This is a genomic window from Chromobacterium sp. INPA-IVC (assembly GCF_059047085.1).
On the sequence record NZ_JBTNLS010000007.1, the window covers coordinates 62372 to 85750 of the forward strand.

Below are 23379 nucleotides of genomic sequence, written 5' to 3' on the forward strand. Positions count from 1 at the left end.
AGGAATCATGAACAACGCGCAGCGCTATATGCTGATCGACCAAAACAGCAACGTGGTCAATGTGGTGATGTGGGACGGTGGCGATGGCTGGCAGCCTCCCAGCGGACTCCAAGCCATACCTTCGGATAACGCCGGCCCTGGCTGGACCTACAAAAATGGGACATTCACGCCTCCCACCCCGCCGACACCTAAGGCTCTGACCGCGGAACAAACCTGGGCCATATACCAACTTCAAGCCCAGTCGGCCCTTGCCGATTCAGACAAAACCATCCTGCGCTGCTATGAGGCCGGCGTATCGGTTCCGTCTCCATGGGCAAGCTATCGCAAAGCTCTGCGCAACATCATCAGCGCAGGCGCAGGCGATGCATCCAAACCGCTTCCCGCTCGGCCAGAGTATCCCGCCGGGACATAGCTTGGCCCCACAAGTAATCGCCTGGCCCGTCACATGGGCTAGGCGGATGCGGCCCGGCGGTTGGACGGCATCAAACAACGACATACAAGTTGGCATTTGATGCAGAAAAACCAACGGGCTGCATTGCCTTCCCCCTGCCATACCACATGCCTTCCCTGACGGAGCCCACTGAAATCCGTCCACTGATTCGATCATGCGAGCTCCCGCACAATCACCGTCATTCTCAAACAGCGACATCCGTCATCGGCCCTGCGGCCGATTTTTCTTTACCCAGCGGGAGGCGTTTTCCATGCAAGAACAACTCAAGCCCATCAATAGCCCGGACAGCCTGTTCCACGACGGCAACCCGGCCACCGGCGAGCTTGGCACCATCGTCGCAGCCGATTGGCTGAACAGCATGCAGTCCGCCATGCAATCCACCCAGCAGGAACTGCTGGCCGTGATCAACAGCAACAACGGCCAGAAAGCCGACCCCGCGCGCCAGGATCAGCTACTGCAGGCTGTGCGCAACATCGCCTGGGGCGGCAACAGCAAACCCACCACATTGGCCGGCTACGGCATCGCCATCGCCAGCCAGGCCGAGGCGGAAGCCGGCACGGACAACGTCAAAGCGATGACGCCGCTGCGCGTTGAGCAGGCGCTGAACGCCGCCGGCCTGTCCGGCTACGCCAAAAACATCACCAGCGGCTCGCTGCAAACCGTGCGCCCCAACGGCCTCTACCACGTCGACAGCAGCCTAGTCAGCGGAACCCCGGATAAAAGCAACGGCATGCTGCTGGCCAACTTCCTCAGCGACAAATGGGGCAGCCAGGTCTACTGGATGTGGGGCGGCGCCACTTATGAACAGCGGCTGGAAAACGGCAACTGGCAGCCCTGGGTCAAGCTGCTGAAAACCGGACAACAAAGCACGCTAGCCGATTACGGCATCACCGACGGCGCCAGCAAAACCGACCTCCAAACTGCGGTCAACAATCTGGTCGCCGGCGCGCCCGGCGCGCTGAACACCTTGCAGGAGCTGGCGGCGGCGCTGGGCAATGACCAGAATTTCGCCGCCACCATCACCAACCAGTTGGCTGGCAAGGCAGGCAAAGCCACCACGCTGGCTGGCTACGGGATTGCTGACGGCGCAACCTCGACTCAGGTCAACGCCGCCGCGCCGGCCGGCATGGTGGCCTACTTCGCGATGAAAGACGCGCCTGCCGGCTGGTTGATCGCCGACGGGCGGCCCGTTGCTCGCAAGGATTACCCGGCGCTGTTCGCCGCGATTGGCGGCCTCTATGGAAATGGCGATGGCTCGACGACGTTCGGATTGCCAGATCTACGAGGGGAGTTCCTGCGAGGATGGGACGCTGGCAGAGGAGTAGATACTGTCAACCGATCTTTTGGTTCTTGGCAAAAACCATCAGCCATGGCTCATGAACTAGGCAATGGCAATCTGGCCTACGGCATCGATGTAGCTCCTGGCAACCTTGAAGCAGCCGGCCTTGAGCCTGCGACTAAAAATGGCTACACCAATCAGTCGACCGGATTTGGCGTTATCGGCACATGGGATAACCAAAACAATGGCGCAGTCATCAGCAATGGCTTTGCGAATGCGCATCCGAGCCTACCCAGCTCCAATTTAAATCAATGGGCAGGAGCAATCGACTCTTGGCTAGCAACTATCCGCCCCCGCAACGTCGCCCTGCTCGCCTGCATCAAATGCTGATGTGACCATCTGCCACGTTCCACGTGAAACCGTGCCCTCAGGCGCGGTTTTTCATGGCTCAGCGCAACACCACCAGCGCGGTGCCAGCGCAGCTGACCGCCGCGCCCAGCCAGGCCAGAAGCGGCGGCGGACGGCGCAATACCACCCACAGCATGGGCAGGATCAACACCGGGCTCAGCGCCGACAGAATGCCCACCGTCGCGACGTTCGCATGCTGCAAGGCCAGCATGATCAGCGTCATGCCCAGACCCAGCGCCACCAGTCCATTGAGCGCGGTTTGGCCCAGCATCCGCGGCGTGTACGGACCACGGCTTTTCGCCAGCCTCCAGCCGCTGAGCCACAGCAAGTAATGCGCGCCGCAGCTGACGCCCATGCGCAGGGCCGACGCGGTCACCGGCTCCAGGCCGGCCGCCATCGCCGGCTTGGCGAAGAAAGTGCCCAGCGCCTGGCACAACCCAGCGGCGAGGCCCAGCGCGACACCGGCGGTCAGCTTGTCATTGCGCTCCCACACATGGGCGTCCACCTCGCGCCGGCCGAAGGCCACCGCCAGCAGCACGCCGCCGAACACCAGCAGGCTGCCCAGCATCGCCCCCGCGCTCAAGCGCTCCGCCAGGAACAGCACGCCCAGCAGCACCGAGAACACCGAATGGGTGGCGAACAGCAATCCGGTGCGGCGCGGCCCCAGCCGGTTCATCGACGCGAACATCACTGTGTCGCCGAGGAAAATGCCGGCCAGCCCCGACAACAGCGCCGGCCACAAGCTGGCCGCGCTGATGGAATGCCAGCCGCCGGACAGCAGGCTGACCCCGCCCAGCACCACGGTCAGCAGCGTCAGCCGCAGCCGGGTGAAAGCGAAGGGACCGAAATGGCGGGAAGGCGTGGCGCCGAGCAGTCCGCCCAGCGCCCAGCAGCCGGCGGCGCCGACCGCGGCAAGGTCATACAGCATCATTGATCCAGTAAATAGATTTCCACCCGTTCCTTGCCCTTGCCGATGTTGCGGCGCTTGAGGGCGATCCGTCCCACCTCGCCGCTGCGCTTGAGATGGGTGCCGCCGCAGGGCACGCGGGCGAAGCCGGGCAGTTCCCAGTAGCGCCGCCCGGCCGCTTGGTCGGAAAAAGCGCTGACGATGGGCAGGTCGTCGTCGATCAGCCGCTGCGCGGCGGCGGCGATATCGGCCAGCAAGGGCGTGATCGGCAGATCCAGCGCGAAGTCTATCCGCGCCTTGTCCTCGGCGATGTGGGCGCCGATCTTCTCCGCGTCTTCCATCTGTTGGCAGATCACTTCCAGCACCAGTTCGGCGGCGAAATGCAGCCGCATCAGCCGGTAGCGGCGCGGCCAGTCTATCTCCACCGCCACCGCGTCGCCGGCGCGCAAGCCGTGATCCGCGTCCAGCGTGTAGACGATGTCCGCCCCCTGCTTCTCCGCCAGCCGCACCGGATGGCCGGCGATACGGCCGCTGTCGCTCTCCTGGCCGCCGGAAAAAGCGTAGAAGATGGTTTCCTCCAACCACACCCGCTCGCCGTCCACCCGGCTGACGCGGGTGGCGAGCTCAGTCTGGTAGGGATCATCCCAAAACCGCTTGCGCGTCACCGCCCGCCGCCTTTCGCAGATACACGTCCTGATCCAGCCTCTCCATCATCCGCTCCGGCCGGTTCAGCGCGGTGAAACCGTATTGCGCGTACAGGCCGTGCGCGTCGGCGGTGGCCAGCATCATCCGGCGCAGGCCGGCCAGGTCCGGATGCGCCATCGCCGCCTCCACCAGCCGCTTGCCCACCCCTTGGCCCTGCCAGCCTTCCAGCACGAACACGTCCGCCAGATAAGCGAAGGTGGCGCGGTCGGTGATGGCGCGGGCGAAGCCGATCAGCTGGCCGTCGTCGGCATAGGCGCCGAAGCACAGCGAATGATCCAGCGAGCGCTCGAATACCTCGCGCGGCAAACCGCGCGCCCAGTAAGACTCGCCCGACAAATATTGGTAAATCCGCTCCCGGTCCAGCCTCGCCGGGTCGCTGTCTATCGCCACCGCCATCGCTATTTCTCGCCCCGATGAAAGTCCCAGCGTAAACAAATAGCCGCCGCCAAACAAGCGTTTGGCATATAAACGGCAAGCAAATAGCCGATGCGGGACGATTTATGGCATTTTCCGCCAGCATCTCGCGCATCCTCCCGTTGCCAGCCGCGGCAAAAACTCGCAGGATAAGGGTTTGTCCACGCTAAGCCGCGCCATGTCCCTGCCCTTGCTGAGAAACCTGCTGTTCGCCTTGTTGCTGACCGTGATCGCGCTGTGGTGCGCCGGCAGCTGGGGCCAGATGCCGCTGTTGACGGAAATCGCCATCTGGCTGGGCGACGCGCTGGTGATGGGCGGGGCCTACCTGCTGCCCACCGTCACCGCCGCGCTGGTGAAAAGCCCGCGGCTGAAGCTGGTGGCGCTGGTCAACGTGCTGGGCGGCTGGCTGATCGTGCCGTGGATCGCGGCGATGGCGCTGGCGCTGAAACGCGACGACCTGGCCTGATTTCAAGGCGACCCGCCGGACTACAGCGCGGGCGCCCGCAAACCAAGAGGAGAAGACTGTGTTCCAACATGTAGACGCCTACGCCGGCGATCCCATCCTGTCGCTGGTGGAAGCCTTCGGCAAAGATTCCCGCGAGACCAAGGTCAACCTCAGCATCGGCCTGTATTACGACGAAGCCGGCCGCATTCCGCGCCTGAAAGCGGTGGAACAGGCCGAGGCGCTGCTGTCCGGCCAGCCGCAGCCGCCGTGCACCTACCTGCCGATGGACGGCATGCCGGCCTACCGCAGCGCCATCCAGACGCTGCTGTTCGGCGCCGATCATCCGGCGGTGACAGGCGGCCGCATCGCCACGCTGCAGACGCTGGGCGGCTCCGGCGCGCTGAAAGTAGGCGCGGATTTCCTCAAGCGCTACTTCCCGGCATCCGGCGTCTGGGTCAGCGATCCGACCTGGGACAACCACGTCGCCATTTTCGAAGGCGCGGGCTTGGTTGTGGACCGTTATCCCTACTTCGACCCGGCCACCCGCGGCGTGGATTTCGCCGCCATGCTGGCCAAGCTGCAAACGCTGCCGGCCAAGAGCATCGTGCTGCTGCATCCGTGTTGCCACAACCCCACCGGCGCCGACCTCACCGAGGCGCAGTGGGACCAGGTGGTGGAAGTGGCCAAGGCCCGCCAGCTGATTCCCTTCCTGGACATCGCCTACCAGGGCTTCGGCGCCGGGCTGGAGAAAGACGCCTACGCGATCCGCGCGATGGCCGACGCCGGCATCGCCTTCCTGGTCAGCAACTCCTTCTCCAAGATCTTCTCGCTGTACGGCGAGCGCTGCGGCGGCCTGTCCGTGGTGTGCGAAACCGCCGCCGAAGCGGCGCTGGTGTCCGGCCAACTGAAAGCCACCGTGCGCCGCAACTACTCCAGCCCGCCGACACACGGCGCCAAGGTGATCGCCACCGTGCTGAACAATCCGGAGCTGAAGGCGCTGTGGGTGTCCGAGGTGAACGAGATGCGCGAGCGCATCCAGGCGATGCGCGGCGTGCTGGTGCAGGTGCTGAAGGAAGCGCTGCCCGAGCGCGACTTCGGCTACCTGGTGAATCAGCGCGGCATGTTCAGCTACACCGGCTTCAGCCAGGCGCAGGTGGACAAGCTGCGCGAGCAATTCGCCGTCTACCTGGTGGGCAGCGGCCGCATGTGCGTGGCCGGCCTCAATGCAGCCAACGCGCCCTACGTGGCCCAGGCCTTCGCCCAGGTGCAGTAAGCGCCGCGTCGCCGGCCCGCATCGCGGGCCGCGCGTTCCGGCACGGCGGGCCCGTCGCGATGCGGCGGCCCGCCGTTTTTCATTCAGGCCGCCACCCGCTCCGGCCAGCCATGGACCGCCACTTCGGTGGCCAACTCCAGCCAGGCGGCGTCGCCTTCCAATTCCGCCAGGCGCATGCAGCTGAGCGCCAGCTTGACGCTGTGGTCGTCCCGTTGTTCCCGCGCCAGCCGGCGGATATCGGCCAACGGCGGCAGAGAGTCCCGGCGCAGCGCCGGCAACGCCGGGCAGCCGTGGTAAATGAACGCCCCCAGCAGCGCCATCTGCATCTGCAAGACCGCGCAATCCGGCACTTCGCTCAAGCCTTGCCCGCGCGCCAGGCTCAGGCCGGCCTCCCAGGCAGTGAGCAGATGCAGGATATTGAATTTGCGCCTGGCCAGAAACAGCAGGCGGCACACGCGGCGCTGCTCGCGCGCTCCGGCCAGCAAACCGGGCGGCAGCCGCCACGGCAGCACAGACGCGGCCAGCGCGTGTTCGATGTCGTCGGCGATCAGCCTGCCCTCCTCGCCCGGCGGAATCGGCGCGCGATGCCAATCCCGCAGCAGCTCCGGCAAGGTCAGCGGCACCGCGCTGCGGCCCGGCGACGGCAGCAGCCGCCAGTTCGCCAAGGCATAGGCCAAGGCGGCGTCGATCTCAGCCGCCACCCCGCCGCGCGCCGCATAAGCCAGCCGGATCACGCCATGAAACGACGCCGAAGCCGGCGCCTCCAACACCAGCCGCAGCCGATGCGGCCAACAACGCTGCCATTGCTCGCTCTGCCGCTCCCAGGCCAAACGACGCCGCCAGGCGGCCTCGCTGGCCGAGTCGCCCAGCCAGCCGCTGGTCTCGGCGATGTCGCGGCCATCGTCGACCAGCGGCTCCAGATGCGCGCATGAGGCGGCGCGCCGACGCAGCTCGGACTCGTCCGCCCCCAGCTCGGCCAAGGCCTGCAAGGCCATAGGCACATGATTGGACAAGCCTTGCCGGTAACTGCCGGAATAGGCCAGCAATGGCGGCAGCAACTCTTGCAGCATCCGGGTCTCCTTCACGATGGGTTCCCCTCCACTCTGCGTGGAAGCGACACGCAATGCCAATTGGATTTCAGGATGCCGGCGATAGCAGATCGCTATCTGCCCGGCACGCGCGCGCCAGGACGGAAACAGCTGGCGCGGCGGCACACAAAAAACCGGCCCCGCGGGGCCGGTTTTTCGCTGAATCAAAGACTTACCACACCTCGCCGGGCCGCCAGTCGGTTTCCAGAGACGCGCTGATGTCCAGCGCCGACGGCGTATGGAATAAGCGATAGATCATGACCTCCTCCTCCGGCGTTTCCACCAGGCCTTCCCGGTCCTGGTAGGCCAACGGCCCCAGCCACAGTTCCCAACCGCGGCGGGCGTAGAAATCGGCCTCGGACGGCGACAGCGCGGCGATATCGTAGTCATCGCCGATCAAGGCCGGAATGGTGGAGAGCACCGCGCAGCCATAGCCCTTGCCCTGCCGCTCCGGCAGGGTGGCCATCGCCTCCACATAGGCGGAACGCAGCGGTGGCAGGCCTTCGGCGCGCAGTTCGCGCGGCAGCCAGGCGGCGTGGCTGACCAGCTCGCCCTCCTCGCTGACCATCAAGTGAGTGGCGTCGCCCAACAACTCCATATACGGCGAAAAATCCTCTTCGTAGGCCTGAGAGCACAAACTCAGGATGCGGTCGCGCTGCTGCGCGGTCAGATCGCGGTTGGGCACAACCGTGAAGCTGAGCGTGGACATATCGGTCATGGTGGGCTCCTATCGTCGAAATACAAGAGCGGCTGACGCAAACCTCCAAACCCGGCGCGCCGACGCAGGCAACAGCCTGCAACGAAGGCGACACGGCATCGGAATGTCTGGCCGGCCTCTCGAAAGAGGGCCAGGGGCACCAGCGGCTGAGACCCCGCCGCGCCGGCAGGGTTCAGCCCACCTGCCCTTCCATCCAGTCCGGCGGATACCGCCCGCCGGCCACATGGCGGTGGAAAGACGAGTACGGCCAATCCCGCACCCGCGCCGCCCAGCCGTGCCGGACCGGGCTGTAATGCAGGAAATCCAGGTGGCGGGCCAGCTCCTCCGCCCCGGCCACCCGCCGCTGTTCGTAGCGTAGTTGCCAGAGCGCGTCCCGTTCTCTCGGCCGCCCGTCCGCGCGCAGATAATGCGCGCCCACCAGCCGCGTCACCCGGCGCTTGATCTCGCGCCAGCGCGCGCCGTGATCGGCGTCGCCGGCCGGCAGCGTCCAGATCGCGTGCATCCGGTCCGGCAACAACACCCAGCCCTCGATCCGGAACGGCCGCGCCGCGCGCACGGCGACGATGGCCCGCCGCAAAGCGACGCGGACCATCTCGTCGGTGAGCACCGCATGCTGGCGCGTGGTGGCCACGGTGAAGAAGAAGCACGCGCCCGCCACCACTCCTGGCGGAAGGGGAGACATTCCTCGCCCCTGGCAAAAGAAGCCAGAGTAGCGGAAACCGGGAGATCAGGGGACCGGCCAAAAGCCGGGGGAAACAGCTTGAACCGGCAGACAAGCCGCCGACCCAGACTTCCCCCGCCATGCACACGCTACAATGGACGCACTCCATCCACCCAAGCCGCAATGAAGCCACGTTTCCCCTCAATCCAAACTAAGCCAAGCCGCCACATCCAGCTCGTCAGCCTGCTCGCCCTCGCCGGACTCAATGCCCCGGCCATGGCGGAAACGTTGCCTCTGATGGTCGACATCCCCGCGGGAGAATGGACAACCGACGCCTGCCCGGGAGTGCCGAATGGGCGCGTCTGCCCGCCGGAAACATACCTGCGGCAGACCATCCAGATCGCGCCGTTTCAACTATCGGCCACCGCGGTCACCTTCGCGCAATGGGATGCCTGCGTCGATGATGGCGGCTGCCAGGAGGCCGACACCGGCTGGGCATACCAAACTCGGCCGAACCAGCCGCCCTGCCAAGCCGACGCCCCTTGCAACTACCCCTATGACGAGGGTTGGGGACGTGGCGATCGACCGGTCATCCACGTTAGTTGGAACGACGCGCAACGCTACGTCGACTGGCTCAGCCAAAAGACCGGGCGGCGCTACCGGCTGCCGACATCGGAGGAATGGGAATACGCAGCGGCGGCGGGCTCCCCCGCCCGCTTTTCCTGGGGCGCCAAGCTGGGGAAAAACCGCGCCAACTGCAACGGTTGCGGCAGCCGCTGGGATGGCAAGCAAACCGCGCCGGTCGCGTCGTTCGCGCCCAACCGCTTCGGCCTCTACGACATGGTAGGCAATGTCAGCGAATGGGTGTCCACCTGCGTGCCCATCCGCTCCAAACGGGGCGAGGACAACCAGACCTGCATGGGTTACCTATATCGGGGCGGCGCTTGGTCGTATGACGCCAAGTCGGTGGGTATCGATACCTACAACTGGATATATCCGGATTTCCGCGCCAATTACATAGGTTTCCGCGTCGCACGCTGAGCATCCGGCACACGCCATGCAGACAAAAGGGCAAGCCTCCCGGCCTGCCCTCTCGATCCATCATTTGACGGTGCGTCGCCCTTTCGGGTGACGCACCCTACCCATCCACGTTACAGCGATGGCAACGCCTCGCCATCGATCAGACCGTTGAAGCGGCCGCTGGCCACCAGCGCCGCGGCCTTCTCGATATCCGGCGCGAAGTAGCGGTCTTTGTCGTAGAACGGCACCTGCTCGCGCAGCATGCCCTTGGCCGCCTCCAGCTTGTCGCTGGACTTGTTCGGCGCGCGGAAGTCTATGCCCTGGCAGGCCGCCAGCAGCTCGACGCCCAAGATGCCGGCGGTGTTGCCGGCCATGTCCTTCAGGCGGCGGCCGGCGAAGGTGGCCATCGACACGTGGTCTTCCTGGTTGGCGCTGGTGGGCAGGCTGTCCACCGAGGCCGGGTGGGCCAGCGACTTGTTCTCGCTGGCCAAGGCGGCCGACGTCACCTGGGCGATCATGAAGCCGGAGTTGACGCCGCCGTTGTTGACCAGGAAAGGCGGCAGCTTGGACAGATTGCTGTCGATCAGCAGCGCCATCCGGCGTTCGGACAGCGAGCCGATCTCGGCGATGGCCAGCGCCAAGTTGTCGGCGGCGAAGGCCACCGGCTCGGCGTGGAAATTGCCGCCGGACAGGATGTCGTTGTCGCCGGCGAACACCAGCGGGTTGTCGGACACCGCGTTGGCCTCGACGCGCAGCACTTCGGCGGCGTTGCGGATCTGGGTCAGGCAGGCGCCCATCACCTGCGGCTGGCAGCGCAGGCTGTACGGATCTTGCACCTTGCCGCAGTTTTCATGCGACTGCTCGATCTGGCTATGCGCCAGCAGTTCGCGGTACAGGCGGGCGGCGTCGATCTGGCCCTGATGGCCGCGCACCTCGTGGATGCGCGCGTCGAACGGAGTCCGGCTGCCCAGCGCGGCTTCCACCGACAGGCTGCCGGCCACGGTGGCCGACACGTACAGGTCTTCGGCGGCGAACAGGCCTTCCAGCGCGAAGGCGGTGGACGCCTGGGTGCCGTTCAGCAAGGCCAGGCCTTCCTTCGGCGCCAGCGTGATCGGTTCCAGGCCGGCGGAACGCATCGCCACCGCACCCGGCACCCGCACACCGTCGACAAAAGCCTCGCCCTCGCCGATCAGCACCGCGCTCATATGCGACAGCGGCGCCAGGTCGCCGGAGGCGCCGACCGAGCCCTTCTGCGGAATCACCGGGTAGATCTGGCGGTTGAACAGCGTCACCAGCGCGTCGATCACTTCGCGGCGGATGCCGGAGAAGCCGCGCGCCAGCGAGTTGATCTTCAGCGCCATCACCAGGCGCACGCTGCTGTCTTCCATCGGCGCGCCGATGCCGGCGGCGTGCGACAGCACGATGGAGCGCTGCAGCAGCTCCAGCTCGTCGGTGGCGATCTTGGTGCTGGCCAGCAGGCCGAAGCCGGTGTTGATGCCGTAAACGGTGCGGCCTTCGGACAGCACGCGCGCCACGGTGGCGGCGGAGGCGTCGATCTCCGCGTAGGCGGATGGATCGATCTTCAATTGCAGGCCGGTTTCACGTGAAACGCGGCGCAGGTCGGCCAGCGTCAGCCGGCCCGGTACGATGTTGAGGATGCTCATGGCTTCTGTCTCTCTATGCTTCTTATGTTCTTGCTGATGGGCGCTTACCGGTCACAAACGCGACCAGATCAGCGTCACCTTTTCTTTCAACCCTTGGCCGGACAGCTTCAGCCGCCCGTCCGGCAGCCGCTCCACTTCGCGGCGCATGGTCTGGCCGATTACCGCCGGCGCGTTCGACTGCAGCGCGGTGTGGTAGACCACGCCCGCCTCCTCGCCCAGCCGCCAGCGGCCGGTGTAGAAGTTGGACACCCGCTGCGCGTCTTCCGGGCTGGGATTGGCCAGCGGCTGGCGGTTCTGCGCGACGCTGACGTAGCCGCCGGCGGTGTAGATCAGCGTGCCGCTTTGCTCGCCGGGCCAATGAAAGGCCTCGCCGTTTTCGCGATGGACGATGAATTCGTCCAGCTTCCATTCGCCGATCAGATCGCTTGCTTGCACTTCCAGCTCTCCCATAACGAGGCAGGCGGAACGCCCTCGGGGGCTCCCGCCCTACGACGCTTACTTCAGCATCGGCAAATCCAGGCCCTGCGCTTTGGCGCAGTTCACCGCGATGTCGTAGCCGGCGTCGGCATGGCGCATCACGCCGGTGCCCGGATCGTTGCGCAGCACGCGGCCCAGGCGTTCAGACGCGGCGTCGCTGCCATCGCAGACGATGACCACGCCGGAGTGCTGCGAAAAGCCCATGCCCACGCCGCCGCCATGGTGCAGCGATACCCAGGTGGCGCCGCCGGCGGTGTTGAGCAAGGCGTTCAAGAGCGGCCAGTCGGACACGGCGTCGGAGCCGTCGCGCATGCTTTCGGTTTCACGATTGGGCGAGGCGACCGAGCCGGAATCCAGATGGTCGCGGCCGATGACGATGGGGGCCTTCAGCTCGCCGTTCTTCACCATCTCGTTGAAAGCCTGGCCCAGGCGGGCGCGGTCTTTCAGGCCCACCCAGCAGATGCGCGCCGGCAGACCCTGGAAGGCGATGCGTTCCTTGGCCATGTCCAGCCAGTTGTGCAGGTGCGGATCGTCGGGGATCAGCTCCTTCACTTTCTGGTCGGTCTTGTAGATGTCTTCCGGATCGCCGGACAGCGCTACCCAGCGGAAGGGGCCGATGCCCTCGCAGAACAGCGGGCGGACATAGGCCGGGACGAAGCCGGGGAAGTCGAAGGCGTTCTGCACGCCCTCTTCCAGCGCCATCTGGCGGATGTTGTTGCCATAGTCCAGCGTGGCCGCGCCGCGCGCTTGCAGCGTCAGCATCGCGCGCACTTGAACGGCCATCGATTTCTTGGCGGCAGCGGTGATCTCGGCGGCGGCGGTCTTCTGCTTGTCACGCCACTGGGCCACGGTCCAGCCTTGCGGCAGATAGCCGTGCACCGGGTCGTGGGCGGAGGTCTGGTCGGTGACCACGTCCGGCGTGATGCCGCGCGCCACCAGTTCGGCGAACACGTCGGCGGCGTTGCCGAGCAAGCCCACCGACACCGCGCGGCCGCTTTGCTTGGCGTCCTCGACGATGGCCAGCGCCTCGTCCAAGGTGGTGGCCTTGCGGTCCACATAACGGGTTTTCAGGCGGAAATCGATGCGGGTTTCATCGCATTCGACGGCGATCATGCTGAAACCGGCCATGGTGGCGGCCAAGGGCTGCGCGCCGCCCATGCCGCCCAAGCCGCCGGTCAGAATCCAGCGGCCTTGCGGCTTGCCGCCGAAATGCTGGTTGGCGACGGAGAAGAAGGTTTCATAGGTCCCTTGCACAATGCCCTGAGAGCCGATGTAGATCCACGAGCCGGCCGTCATCTGGCCGTACATCATCAGGCCTTTTTTATCGAGCTCGTTGAAGTGCTCCCAGTTGGCCCAATGCGGCACCAGATTGGAGTTGGCGATCAGCACGCGCGGCGCGTTTTCGTGGGTCTTGAACACGCCGACCGGCTTGCCGGACTGCACCAGCAGCGTTTCGTCGTCTTCCAGCCGCTGCAGGGTTTCCAGAATCTTGTCGTAGCATTCCCAATTGCGGGCGGCGCGGCCGATGCCGCCGTACACCACCAGGCTTTGCGGGTGCTCGGCCACTTCGGCGTCCAGATTGTTCTGGATCATCCGGTAGGCGGCTTCGGTCAGCCAGCTTTTACATGTGAGCTGGTTGCCGCGCGGCGCGCGGATGTGGCGGGAAGCGTCAAAACGCGGGTCGGTCATGGTTCTCTCTCCTCTGTTTTCCTTGAATCGCGCGATCGTCAACGGCGCAGGTGGCGGCTCAGGCTCCAGGCCAGCCGCGCCGCCGCCTTGGCGCCATGGCTGTCGATATCGAATGCGGGATTGAATTCCACCAGGTCGGCGCCGGCGAGCTTGCCGCTCTTGGCGATGCGCGAGGTCAGCGCCTCCACCACGGCGATGTCGACGCCGTAGCCAGCCGGGGCCGACACCGCCGGCATCTGCGCCGCCGGCAACACGTCCAGATCGATGGTCAGGTAGACGGCGTCGACGCTGTCGAGAAACTCGGCCAGCTGGCCGCGGATGTCGGCCAGCTGCCAACCATTCATGTCGGTGTCCAGCCGCCATTCGGCGTTCAGCGCGCGGGCGGTGTCGAACAGCGCCTGGGTATTGGCGGTTTCGGCCACGCCCAGGCACAGATAGCGGAACACGCGGCCGTGGCGGGCGCAGTCGGCGGCGATCTGCGCGAACGGCGTGCCGCTGGTAGCCTCGTCGGCTTGGCGCAGGTCGAAGTGGGCGTCGAAATTGATCACCCCGATGCGTTTGTCCGGATGCGCGGCGGACAGGCCCAACCAGTGGCCGTAGGCGGTTTCGTGGCCGCCGCCCAGCACCAGCGGCAGATGGCCGGCGGCGATCACTTGCGCCACGCGCTCGCCCAGGCGCTGCTGCGCGGCGGCCAGATCGCCGTCGGCGCAGGCGACGTCGCCTGCGTCGTACAAGGGCAAGGTCGGGTGCCAGGCCAGATTGGCCAAAGCCTTGCGCAGCGCCTGCGGGCCGCCGGCCGCGCCGACGCGGCCCTGGTTGCGGCGCACGCCCTCGTCGCAGGCGAAGCCGATGATGGCGATGCCGGGCGCGCCGCTTTCAGGCAGCGGCTGCACCGCCTGGTGCCAGCGTTTGGCCGCCTCGCCCTCGGCCGCGTCCACGCGGCCGGTCCAGATCTTCATGTCCACCATGAGCATGCTTCCTTTATTGCCGTCCCGGCCGGAAGCGCGCTGGCGTCCGGCGGGCCGAACGGTCATCAGTCGATATGTTGCGCCGCGCCGCGGAACACCCGCCGCTTCAACAGCGGCACGCCGACGCTGTAGGCCAGCTCGGCCGGATGGGCGATGTCCCAGACCAACAGGTCGGCGACGCAGCCGGCGGCCAGCCGGCCGTGAGTGTCGCCGCGCCCCAGCGCCCGCGCCGCGTGACGGGTGACGCCGGCCAGCGCCTCTTCCGGCGTCAGGCCGAACAGCACGCAGGCCTGATTCATCGCCAAGCGGATCGACGCGAACGGGCTGGTGCCGGGATTAAGGTCGGTGGACACCGCCATCGGCACGCCGGCGGCGCGCAGCTTGTCCACCGGCGGCTTTTGCGTCTCGCGCAGGAAATAGAAGGCGCCGGGCAGCAGCACCGCCACAGTGCCGGCGCGCCGCAACGCTTCCACGCCGGCGTCGTCCAGATATTCGATGTGGTCGGCCGACAGGCCGCCGAACTCCGCCACCAGCTCCGCGCCGTGGAGGTTGGACAGCTGCTCGACATGGCCCTTCACTTTCAAGCCATGCGCGCGCGCCGCCTCGAACACGCGGCGGGTCTGCGCCGGGGAAAAGCCCACGCTCTCGCAGAACGCGTCCACCGCCTCGGCCAAGCCCGCCCGCGCCGCCACCGGCAGGATGGACTCGACCACCAGATCGATATAGCCGTCGGCGTCGCCGGCGTATTCCGGCGGCACCGCGTGGGCGGCCAGCAGCGTCGTCGCCACTTCCACCGGCAGCGACGCCTCCAGCCGCCGCGCCGCGGACAGCTGCTTCAGCTCGTCGGCCTGGGTCAAGCCATAGCCAGACTTGATCTCCACCATGGTCACGCCCTCCGCCATCAAGGCTTTCAGCCGCGGCAGGCTGGCCAGCGCCAGCTCCTCCTCGTCCAGCCAGCGGGTGGCGCGGACGGTGGAGACGATGCCGCCGCCCTCGGCGGCGATCTGCTGGTAAGGCACGCCGGTCAGCCGTTTTTCCCACTCCGCCGCGCGGCTGCCGCCGTACACCAGATGGGTGTGGCAATCGATGAAGCCCGGCGTGACCCAGCGGCCTTGCAGATCGAACACTTCGCCGTCGAAAGCAGCGGCGTCGATGCCGGCCTGCGGCAGCACCGCCTCGATGTGGCCGTCGCGCAACAGCAACGCATGGCCTTCCAGCGCGCCGTAGGGCGCGTCATGGACCGGGTCCATGGTGGCCAGCCTGGCATTCAGCCATAGGCTGGGGCGGTGGGAATGGGGAGCGTTCATGGTCGTCCTGCCGGATTATTTGTATATACATTTAATCGCCCGGACTGCTGGTGTCAAGCGCAGGGGAAAATCTTTTCCCGGACTGTCTCATGCAAGGTACTGATGTTGCATGGCAATAAAAAGCGGCCGCTTGTCAGGCGGCCGCTTTTGTCTGCGATTGTCGTCTAATTGTATATACCGTTTACTTCTTCACTCGCGTCTGCGAACGCAGCTTGTAACGCAGCCCCGGATGGGTGAGCCGGGCGAAGCTGACCAGCTTCTTGTGCGACCAGGTGCGCCGCAGCACCAGCAGGCAGGGCTCGGCGGCGGCGATGCCCAGCAGCGCCTGCTCCGCTGCCCCCGGCAGCACCGCTTCCACGCTATGCTCGATATCGGTGAGCGGGCAACTCTGCATCAGGTAGTCGTTGGGCGTTCGCTCGGAGAAATCCTGCCGCAGATAATCGGGCGCGAAGGCCGGGTTGACGTAGCGGTCCTCCAGCTGGATCGGCACATCGTCCTCGCAATGGACGATCAGTGAGTGATAAACAGCGCCGCCGGCGCGCATGCTGAGCCGCAGCGCCACCTCTTCGCTGGCCGGCGCCGCCTCCAGCAGAATCACGTGGGCGGTGTGGCGATGGCCGCGCGCCTCGATCTCGGCGGCGATATTGTTGATGTCCAGCAGCGGCGACTCCGCCTTGCGCTCGGCGACATAGGTGCCGTCGCCGGCGAAGCGCAGCAGGATGCCGGCCTCGGCCAGATCGCGCACCGCCTTGTTGACCGTCATGCGCGACACGCCGAACTGCCGCGCCAGCTCCAGCTCCGGCGGAATCTTGCAGCCGGGCAGAAAGTGGCGGTCGCGAATGCCGGACAGGATGTAGTCCTTGATGCGCTGGTAACGGGGTTGGGCGGCGTCTGACACCTTGGCTCCAGTCTTGACGGGAATGAGCGATTGTAGCGCGAGCGGCCGCATCGCTGGCTGATCCAGCGCAGATAAAGGGAGGCGAACCATGATGACCCTGCCGCAATGGCTGGCGGCCTACGACGAAAGCCACCGCCATCCGTTCAACATCGCCATGCACAAGCTGTGCGTGCCGCTGATCGCGCTGTCGCTGCTGGGCATGCTGATCGTGCTGCCCGGCCCGCTGCCCTGGGCCTGGCTGGCGGCGTTGGCCGCCGTGGCCTGGTACTGGCGGCTGTCGCGCGCGGCGGCGCTGGTGATGGCCATGCTCGGCGGCCTGGCGTTGCTGCTGCTGACCATCGCCCAAAGCCAGGGCCTGCCGCTGGGCCTCGTCTCGCTGCTGGTGTTCGCCGTGGCCTGGGCCGGCCAGTTCGCCGGCCACGCGCGAGAAGGCAAAAAGCCGTCGTTCACCCAGGACCTGCAGTTCCTGCTGATCGGCCCGCTGTGGACGCTGCGCTCGCTGTGGCGGCGGCTGGGCTTGATCGAATGACGCGCTGAACCGTCCCGCCGCGCGCTATCATCGGTCTTTTCCCGATTCCGATGGAGCGCGCGATGTTCCTCCCGCAAGGCCTGAGCCTGGCCCCCCTGGCGCCCGGCGTCGACCAGATACTGCTGGCCGGCGACGGCTTCTCCGCCCGCATCGCCCTGCTGGGCGGCCAGTTGATCGACTACCGCCGCGACGGCGAGCCGCCGCTGCTCTACCTGTCGCCGCAAACCGCCTGCCAGCCGGGCAAGGCGATACGCGGCGGCGTGCCGGTGTGCTGGCCGTGGTTCGGCCCGCATCCGTCCGATGCCGGCCAGCCGGCGCACGGCGTCGCCCGCCAGCAGCTCTGGACGCTGCGCGACGCCAGCCGCGACGGCGAAGTGTTCCACGTGAAACTGGATGGCCCGCGCCACGGCGATCTGGCCGCCGAGCTGGATTTCCGCATCGGCCCCGACGGCGCCGCCATCGCGCTGGCCACCACCAATCATGGCGATGCCGCGCAAACCGTCAGCGCCGCGCTGCACAGCTATTTCGCGGTGTCCGACATCGACAGCGTCGAGCTGCTGGGCCTGGAAAACGCCCCGGCGCACGACAAGGTGGCCGACGCCCGCACCGCCCTGCCGGCCGGCCCGTTCCGTTTCGACGGCGAAGTGGACCTGGTGGTGTATTCCCGCCAGGCCGCGACGCTGCGCGACGCCGGCTGGCGACGCGACATCGCCATCCAGCCGGAAGGCTCGGCCAGCGCGGTGGTGTGGAACCCGGCGCCGGCCAAGGCGCGAAAGCTGGCCGATCTGCCGGACGGGGACTGGCGGCGCTTCGTCTGCGTGGAAACCGCCAACGCCGGCGACGACGCGCGCGCGCTGGCGCCGGGCGAGCGCCACCGGCTGGCTTGCCGCCTGCATTTCTCTTGTCACGGCTAGGGGTTATAATCCCCAGTTCGAGACGGCCGCCGCGACCCTCCGGTCCGGCGGCGCTTTCCAGGCTATCCGGACCTCAGCAATGGCACGACCAGACAAGATTTCCCGCTTCCTTCCGCTGACCTTCGCCAACGGCAACAGCGTGCGCCGTTTCGGCAAGCACTGCCCGCAGTGCCGCGCCATGGTGGGCGCCGAGCACATGGAAGGCCTGGCCAGCCTGATGCACGGCAAGATCTACCTGTCCGCCGAAGCCTGCTGTCCGCAATGCGAGCAGCGCTTCCCGGTGGCCTGCGTGATCACCGACGACAAGCGCGTGCACCGCGTGCTGCTGCCGCTGTGGATGTTCCGCCTGTGGATGAAGTCCGCCACCCGCCACGACCCGCAGCCGATCAACAATGACAAGTGGGACCTGGAGCAGGCCGACAGCGCGCCCAAGGGCCTGATGCTGCCGGCCGACGCCGACGTGCTGCGCTCCGAGGAAATCCTCGGCCGCTTCCAGGGCGAGCCGATCAGCGCCTGGATCGAATACCAGGGCCAACGCTTCGTGTTCGACCGCGCCGCCCCCGGCAACAATCTGGCCCTGGCCGCCAGCGAACTGCTGCTGGAAGGCCGGCTGATCTACCGCCAGCAATAAGGCCGAGCGCCGCCAAGCAGGCGCTAAAGCTTGTCCATGCCATTCGCGGTCCGGCCCATGCCTGGGGCCGGCGGCGGATTCGGCTGCTTCGGCTCCGCCGCGCCGCAGGCCAGCGCCAGCTTGTCCAACGCCTCCAGCACCTCCGCCATCGCCCGGTGCGAATCGACGGAACCCGCCGCGCCGCCGCCGGCCTGGCGCTTTTTGGCGTCGGCCCGCCATTTGCGGGTGATCAGATCGAGCCTCTGCCGCTGCGCCTGCAGAATCTCCAATACCTGCTCATCCGGCAATGCCCCCTCACCCTGCAGCATCGCCTTGTACGCCCGAACGCTCCTCACTTCGCTCCCGATCTGGCTCATTGCTCCTCCATGGCGCATTCGATGCCGGAACACGCGTTCCAGCAATCCAAAGGTCAATCATCCGTTCCGCTCCTGCCCGCCAGCCAATCCCGCAGCGCCGCCGCCTGCGGCGACGCCATGCCGGAAGCCGCCAGCGCGAAACGCCGCGGCGGCGCGCCCTCCAGCGGAAACACCCGCAAACCATGCCGCTTGTCCGGCAGCACCGACTCCGGCGCCACCGTCACGCCCAAGCCGCCCTTCACCATCGCCAGCGCGCTGTCCCAATCGCGCAGCCGCAGCCTGACATTGGCCGGCGCCGCGCCCAGCGCGCGCATCACGCTCTCGCCGTTCAGCTCGCAGCCGCCGCTGGCGGCGATGAAGGGTTGATCGGCCAATGCCGCCGGCGCCAGCGGCAGGCTGCTGGAGCGGCTAGCCAAGGGATGGTCGCCAGGCAGCGCCGCCACCCAGCCATCCTCGCCCAGCAGCATCGCGTCGCGCCCGGCGGCCGGATTCAGCACGATGCCCAGGTCCACGCGGCCCTCGGCCAGCCATTCTTCTATCTCGGCGTCGCCGCCCTCCAGCCACAACACGTCCATCCCCGGATGCAGCAGCCGGAAATCGTCCAGCCGCCGCGCCAGCCCCTGAGCAAACACCGATGGAAAGCCCGCCACCACCACCTTGCCCTCGCACAGTCCCCGGCCCTCGTTGGCCAGCCTCCGGATGGCGTCCAGTTCTTCCAGCATGCCGCGCGCGCGGCGCAGCACCCGCTCTCCCAGCGCCGTCGGCCGGGTGCGGCGGCGATCGCGCACGAACAGCTCGGCGCCCAGCGTCTGCTCCATCTGCCGGATCACCTGGCTGGCCCCGGACTGGGTGATGCCATGGCGGCGCGCGGCCTCGGTCACCGTGCCGCACTCCGCCACCGCCAGCATCAGCCGCCAGTGCATCAGGTTCATCATCGATCGTCCCCTCATGAAAACTACGCGCTGCAACCATTAGTACAGCTAATGACAGAGTGCTGAAATTCTTGTTTTACCGCAAGCGCCGCCAGGCGGCAGCATGGAAGCCTGAATCGCGTAGACATTGGCCGCCGTGAGCCATGCCGAACGCGGCACCACAATGGAGAACCTGATGAAGCTGTATTTCGCCCCCATGGCTTGCTCGCTGGCGCCGCACATCGCGCTGCGCGAACTCGGCCTGCCGTTCGAGCTGGTCCGCGTCGACAACCAGACCAAGCGAACCGGCGACGGCCGCGACTTTCTCGACATCAATCCCAAGGGTTATGTCGCCGCGCTGGCGCTGGACAACGGTGAGGTGCTGACCGAGGGGCCGGCCATCCTGCAATACCTGGCCGATCTCAGGCCGGACGCCGGGCTCGCGCCGGAAAACGGCGGCTGGCCGCGGGCCCGGTTGCAGGAGATGCTGAACTTCATCGCCACCGAGCTGCACGGCGGCAGCGCGCCGCTGTTCCGCTCCGACCTGCCGGAGGCCGCGTTGCAGATATTCCGCGACAAGCTGTTCCGGCGGCTGGACTGGCTGGAGGACAGGCTGCAAACGCAGCCCTGCCTGTTGGGCGACCGCTTCGGCATCGCCGACGCCTATCTGTACGCGGTGCTGGGCTGGCTGCCGCGCTTCGGAATAGACATCGCGCTCTGGCCGGCGCTGCATGCCTACTTCCAGCGCATCGACGCCCGGCCGTCGGCGCGGGCCGCGCATCAAGCCGAAGCGGCCGCGGCGCCGGCGCGCTGAGCCGGTTCCACCATGAAAAACGGCCGGGGAAACCCGGCCGTTTCGCGCCCCGGCAAAAACTCAGTGCACGCTGGCCGGGTAATGGCCGGCCACCCAGCTCTCGAAGCGGTCGAACATCGCCGCGTCGCCGGCCGCGTTGTCGGCGATCAGCTCCGCGCCGTGCACCAGGCGGATGCGCGCGTCCAGCGCGTCCGGATACTGCGCCGGATAGTCGCGGGCGGCGGCATCGGCGATCAACTTCTGCGCGCCGGCCCAGGCCTCGTCCACGCTCTGGTTGCAGCTGTCGGCCAGGTAGCGGGCGTTGAACGGCTCGCCGGTCAGGCTCAGCAGCGTGGCGTTGTGGTTGATGCTGTTGCCCGGGCCCCAGTAGTGCTCGGCCAGCAGCGGACCGATGGCCGGGTTGTCGGTCAGGTAGCCGAACTTGCCGATGAAGTAGGCGCGGGTCTGGTACACCGCCATATTGGCCAGCAGATAGCCGTGGTAGGCGGCGGCCGATTCCTGGTTCAGCAGGTGCGGAATGGCCAGCAGCGGGCGCGGGCTGACGGCGATGCCCAGAATGCGCCGCTCGCTGTCGCGCGCCAGCTGCAGAATGCGTTCGGCGGAGAGCTCGCTTTCCGGCAGCGCGTACAGCGCGCGCTCGAAATACGCGACCACGGCGATCGAGCGCTCGGCGTAGGCGGCGAAGGGCTGCGTCGCCTCGATGCGGGCGCGGATCAGCTCGTCCGGAATCGCCTCGCCCTTGCCGTTGCGGGCGTAGCGCTTCATCCAGTCGGCATCGTCCAGCAGGCTGTCGCAGAACATGCTCTGGGTTTCGGCGTAGGCCATCGACGTCGGCGCGAACTCCTGCGAGAAGCACGGCGCGTTCTGCGTGACGTTGGCGAAGTGGGCGGCGTGGCCGCCCTCGTGGAACAGCGTGTTGATCGCGCGCGCGCCGCTGCCCACCTGGTCCGGCTTGGCGTCGGCGGTGAAGTTGATCTGGCCGGCCACCCAGGTCTCGCCGTCGAAGAAGGACGGGATCGGACCGTGGCAGAAGCCGTTCTGGTACTTGCCCTGGCGCTCGACCAGGTCCAGCTGCATCGTCGCGCCGCGGTACTGGATGCCCAGGCGACGGAAGCTCAGCACCCAGCGCTCCACCGCCTTGGCGAACGGCAGGAACGGGTCCATCTGGCGGGTGACGTCGCCGCTCATGTGGAAGCGCAGATTGTGCGCCAGCAGCGCGCCGTCGCCGTGCCTGGCCTTCAGCTGGTCCAGCGCGCGCTGGTTGGCGTCGCGGGTGCGGGCCTCGAAGTCATCCAGAATCGCGAACAGCTGATCCGGCGTCATCTGCTCGTTCTTCTTCACCTTGTATTCGAAGTAATCGGCGTAGCCCAGGCTGCGGGCGAGCGCGTTGCGCTTGTTGACGATGGCGATGAAGCCGTTGTCCAGCGCCCAACGCTCCAGGCCCATCAACGCGTCGTGGGAGCTCTTGCGCGCCGCCTCGTCGCGGTTGGTGCCCATATTGGTGGACAAGCCGCTCAGCGTCGCCTCTTCCAGTTCGCCGGCCTCGTTGATGTGGCGCATCGTGTAGCCGCGGCGCTTGGAAAACAGCTCGGACTCCAGCGCCACCAGCTCGGTCATCAGCTGGCGCGCTTCGTCGCTTTCAATGATGTTGCTGTCGAACAGCGCCAGCCAGCCATTGAAGCCGTGCAGCAGCGCGTCGCGCTCGGCGCCGGCCGGCAACGCCTCCAGCCGGGCGATGGCGGCCTTGGTCCGCGCCAGCCGCTCCGGGCTGGAAATGAAATCCTTGAACGCGCCCTCGGCGCGGGCGAAGCCGGCGTCGTCGTCGGACACCGCCATATAGGTGTCCCAGAACAGGTCTTCCTTGGCCTTGTGGATGGCCAGGTAATCGCGGTTGAGCGCGTCGAACTCGCCGCGCAGCGCTGCCAATGCAATCATTTCCATTTTCTCCCGGGGATGTCGCCGCTCTATCGGCGGCATGGTTTGAGCGATGAATATCGCCACGTCATGGATGATTAAGTCTCATACCATATCCCCGCAAGGTCAAGATATCTCAATGCTATTTCACATGAATCCCCATTTTTTGCATGAGTAAATCAAAACTCGCGCCGTTTAAGGCAGCATCCGCCGCCGGTTCTCTGGCGGCGTGGCCGCAAACCGCTAGAACATCGACAGCGGGTAGGCGGTATTCACCCGCCATACCCCGCCGATCAGGTTCAGATAGCCGGCGATGCTGAACACCGCGCCGTTTTCGCCGGTGCAATAACCGGCGGCATTGATCGCCGGCGCCGACGGGCCGACGAATTGCTGGTTGCCGGCGTTGAAACTGGCGATATGGGTATAGGCGTAGCGGACCGACGCCACGATCTGCGCCCGGTTGCAAGCATCGGGATAGAAAGTGGAGCTGGCGGCCCCGCCCTTGGCCACCCATGCGCCGGCCGCCGCGTCATACACCTGGATGCCGCCGCCGACATAGCGATATGGCCCTGGATGGGCCGCGCCGGGCAGCACGATATAGCTCACGCCTGCGGTAATGCGGGCAGCCAGCGGCGCGTCGGGCTCGGGACCCAGCTGCGGATTGTGTCCGCCCGGCTGGGCATGAAAACCGACGGCATTGCCGGCGCCGTTGATCTCGCCGCAGAAGATATGCCGCAGATTGATCTGCGGGTTAAGCCGGCTATTGGCGGCAGGCGGAACGGCGTCTTGCGCCGGAACCGGCGCGACATCCGCCGATCCCGGCGCGCAATTGACCGCGGCGACGGACGGCAGCGCCGCGGCCAGCCCCAGCAGAAGCAGCAAAAAGGAACGCATGGGAAACTCCTTGCCTGACAGACAGCACATGCTGCCTAGCAGGC

25 protein-coding genes are annotated in these 23379 nt (G+C 66.7%); 9 read left to right on the forward strand and 16 right to left on the reverse strand.

The genetic code is table 11. The features are described from left to right. Positions 1-7: 7 nt before the first annotated feature. Both ACX17K_RS14055 and ACX17K_RS14060 read left to right on the forward strand, forming a co-directional pair. Positions 8-412, forward strand: coding sequence for a hypothetical protein (locus tag ACX17K_RS14055; protein WP_493775280.1), 405 nt, complete (start codon positions 8-10; stop codon positions 410-412). 289 nt (positions 413-701) lie between these two features. Then, complete coding sequence (locus tag ACX17K_RS14060) at positions 702-2120, forward strand: phage tail protein (RefSeq protein WP_493775281.1); 1419 nt, start codon at positions 702-704, stop codon at positions 2118-2120. Between the two features lie 58 nt (positions 2121-2178). Here ACX17K_RS14060 and ACX17K_RS14065 read toward each other — a convergent pair whose 3' ends face one another. The 3 genes from ACX17K_RS14065 to ACX17K_RS14075 are packed head-to-tail and all read right to left on the reverse strand — an operon-like array spanning position 2179 to position 4146. Further along, a complete protein-coding gene (locus ACX17K_RS14065; RefSeq protein ID WP_493775282.1) occupies positions 2179-3066 on the reverse strand; it encodes a DMT family transporter in 888 nt (295 codons plus the stop codon). Continuing rightward, positions 3066-3710 (reverse strand): alanyl-tRNA editing protein, encoded by a 645-nt coding sequence (locus tag ACX17K_RS14070; protein WP_493775283.1) that lies wholly within the window; start codon positions 3708-3710, stop codon positions 3066-3068. The genes ACX17K_RS14065 and ACX17K_RS14070 overlap by 1 nt, the downstream gene beginning before the upstream one ends. Continuing rightward, positions 3685-4146 (reverse strand): GNAT family N-acetyltransferase, encoded by a 462-nt coding sequence (locus ACX17K_RS14075; protein WP_231150454.1) that lies wholly within the window; start codon positions 4144-4146, stop codon positions 3685-3687. Before ACX17K_RS14075 ends, ACX17K_RS14070 begins: the two co-directional genes overlap by 26 nt. Positions 4147-4321: 175 nt before the next feature. Between ACX17K_RS14075 and ACX17K_RS14080 the strand changes: the two genes are divergently transcribed. Then, the gene (locus tag ACX17K_RS14080; RefSeq protein WP_493775284.1) at positions 4322-4630 is read left to right on the forward strand and encodes a superinfection immunity protein; all 309 of its coding nucleotides are present in this window, start codon (positions 4322-4324) and stop codon (positions 4628-4630) included. Positions 4631-4688: 58 nt separating this feature from the next. Beyond that, entirely contained in the window at positions 4689-5882 is a 1194-nt protein-coding gene (locus ACX17K_RS14085) for an amino acid aminotransferase (RefSeq protein ID WP_493775285.1), read from the forward strand. An 83-nt stretch (positions 5883-5965) separates the two neighbouring features. Here ACX17K_RS14085 and ACX17K_RS14090 read toward each other — a convergent pair whose 3' ends face one another. The 3 genes from ACX17K_RS14090 to ACX17K_RS14100 all read right to left on the reverse strand — a co-directional run bounded on the left by ACX17K_RS14090 (position 5966) and on the right by ACX17K_RS14100 (position 8370). Next, a complete protein-coding gene (locus tag ACX17K_RS14090) occupies positions 5966-6952 on the reverse strand; it encodes a hypothetical protein (protein ID WP_493775286.1) in 987 nt (328 codons plus the stop codon). A gap of 190 nt (positions 6953-7142) precedes the next feature. After that, positions 7143-7688, reverse strand: a complete 546-nt coding sequence (locus ACX17K_RS14095; protein ID WP_052729351.1) for a GNAT family N-acetyltransferase — start codon at positions 7686-7688, stop codon at positions 7143-7145. A gap of 172 nt (positions 7689-7860) precedes the next feature. Further along, entirely contained in the window at positions 7861-8370 is a 510-nt protein-coding gene (locus ACX17K_RS14100) for an REP-associated tyrosine transposase (RefSeq protein WP_046157989.1), read from the reverse strand. A gap of 162 nt (positions 8371-8532) precedes the next feature. On the opposite strand from ACX17K_RS14100, the gene ACX17K_RS14105 reads away from it, so the two are divergent. Beyond that, on the forward strand, positions 8533-9390 hold the full coding sequence (locus ACX17K_RS14105; RefSeq protein ID WP_493775287.1) for a formylglycine-generating enzyme family protein: 858 nt from the start codon (positions 8533-8535) through the stop codon (positions 9388-9390). A 110-nt stretch (positions 9391-9500) separates the two neighbouring features. On the opposite strand, the gene hutH is transcribed toward ACX17K_RS14105, so the two are convergent. The 6 genes from hutH to hutC all read right to left on the reverse strand — a co-directional run bounded on the left by hutH (position 9501) and on the right by hutC (position 16372). Continuing rightward, positions 9501-11033, reverse strand: coding sequence for a histidine ammonia-lyase (gene hutH / locus ACX17K_RS14110; RefSeq protein WP_493775288.1), 1533 nt, complete (start codon positions 11031-11033; stop codon positions 9501-9503). Positions 11034-11084: 51 nt separating this feature from the next. Further along, positions 11085-11468, reverse strand: coding sequence for a lipocalin-like domain-containing protein (locus tag ACX17K_RS14115; RefSeq protein ID WP_493775289.1), 384 nt, complete (start codon positions 11466-11468; stop codon positions 11085-11087). Positions 11469-11528: 60 nt separating this feature from the next. Beyond that, complete coding sequence (gene hutU, locus ACX17K_RS14120; RefSeq protein ID WP_493775290.1) at positions 11529-13199, reverse strand: urocanate hydratase; 1671 nt, start codon at positions 13197-13199, stop codon at positions 11529-11531. Positions 13200-13237: 38 nt separating this feature from the next. Beyond that, entirely contained in the window at positions 13238-14167 is a 930-nt protein-coding gene (gene hutG / locus ACX17K_RS14125; protein ID WP_493775291.1) for a formimidoylglutamase, read from the reverse strand. Between the two features lie 65 nt (positions 14168-14232). Continuing rightward, positions 14233-15474 carry an imidazolonepropionase gene (hutI, locus tag ACX17K_RS14130; RefSeq protein ID WP_493775292.1) on the reverse strand — a complete coding sequence of 414 codons (1242 nt, stop codon included), beginning with the start codon at positions 15472-15474 and terminating at the stop codon, positions 14233-14235. A 181-nt stretch (positions 15475-15655) separates the two neighbouring features. Then, positions 15656-16372 carry a histidine utilization transcriptional repressor HutC gene (gene hutC, locus ACX17K_RS14135; RefSeq protein ID WP_493775293.1) on the reverse strand — a complete coding sequence of 239 codons (717 nt, stop codon included), beginning with the start codon at positions 16370-16372 and terminating at the stop codon, positions 15656-15658. A gap of 88 nt (positions 16373-16460) precedes the next feature. Between hutC and ACX17K_RS14140 the strand changes: the two genes are divergently transcribed. The 3 genes from ACX17K_RS14140 (at position 16461) to ACX17K_RS14150 (ending at position 18446) form a co-directional block, all read left to right on the forward strand. Next, the gene (locus ACX17K_RS14140) at positions 16461-16901 is read left to right on the forward strand and encodes an Mpo1 family 2-hydroxy fatty acid dioxygenase (protein WP_214759573.1); all 441 of its coding nucleotides are present in this window, start codon (positions 16461-16463) and stop codon (positions 16899-16901) included. Between the two features lie 62 nt (positions 16902-16963). Next, complete coding sequence (locus ACX17K_RS14145; protein ID WP_493775294.1) at positions 16964-17815, forward strand: D-hexose-6-phosphate mutarotase; 852 nt, start codon at positions 16964-16966, stop codon at positions 17813-17815. Positions 17816-17894: 79 nt separating this feature from the next. Then, positions 17895-18446, forward strand: a complete 552-nt coding sequence (locus ACX17K_RS14150) for a hypothetical protein (RefSeq protein ID WP_021475197.1) — start codon at positions 17895-17897, stop codon at positions 18444-18446. 23 nt (positions 18447-18469) lie between these two features. Here ACX17K_RS14150 and ACX17K_RS14155 read toward each other — a convergent pair whose 3' ends face one another. Further along, a complete protein-coding gene (locus ACX17K_RS14155; RefSeq protein WP_493775295.1) occupies positions 18470-18802 on the reverse strand; it encodes a hypothetical protein in 333 nt (110 codons plus the stop codon). A gap of 53 nt (positions 18803-18855) precedes the next feature. Further along, entirely contained in the window at positions 18856-19737 is an 882-nt protein-coding gene (locus ACX17K_RS14160; RefSeq protein WP_493775296.1) for a LysR family transcriptional regulator, read from the reverse strand. Positions 19738-19909: 172 nt separating this feature from the next. Here ACX17K_RS14160 and gstA point away from each other — a divergent pair, with 172 nt between their 5' ends. After that, a complete protein-coding gene (gene gstA / locus ACX17K_RS14165; protein WP_493775297.1) occupies positions 19910-20527 on the forward strand; it encodes a glutathione transferase GstA in 618 nt (205 codons plus the stop codon). Positions 20528-20587: 60 nt separating this feature from the next. Here gstA and ACX17K_RS14170 read toward each other — a convergent pair whose 3' ends face one another. Both ACX17K_RS14170 and ACX17K_RS14175 read right to left on the reverse strand, forming a co-directional pair. Further along, positions 20588-22462 carry a M3 family metallopeptidase gene (locus tag ACX17K_RS14170; protein ID WP_493775298.1) on the reverse strand — a complete coding sequence of 625 codons (1875 nt, stop codon included), beginning with the start codon at positions 22460-22462 and terminating at the stop codon, positions 20588-20590. Positions 22463-22684: 222 nt separating this feature from the next. Next, on the reverse strand, positions 22685-23335 hold the full coding sequence (locus tag ACX17K_RS14175; protein WP_493775299.1) for an EndoU domain-containing protein: 651 nt from the start codon (positions 23333-23335) through the stop codon (positions 22685-22687). Positions 23336-23379: the final 44 nt, after the last annotated feature.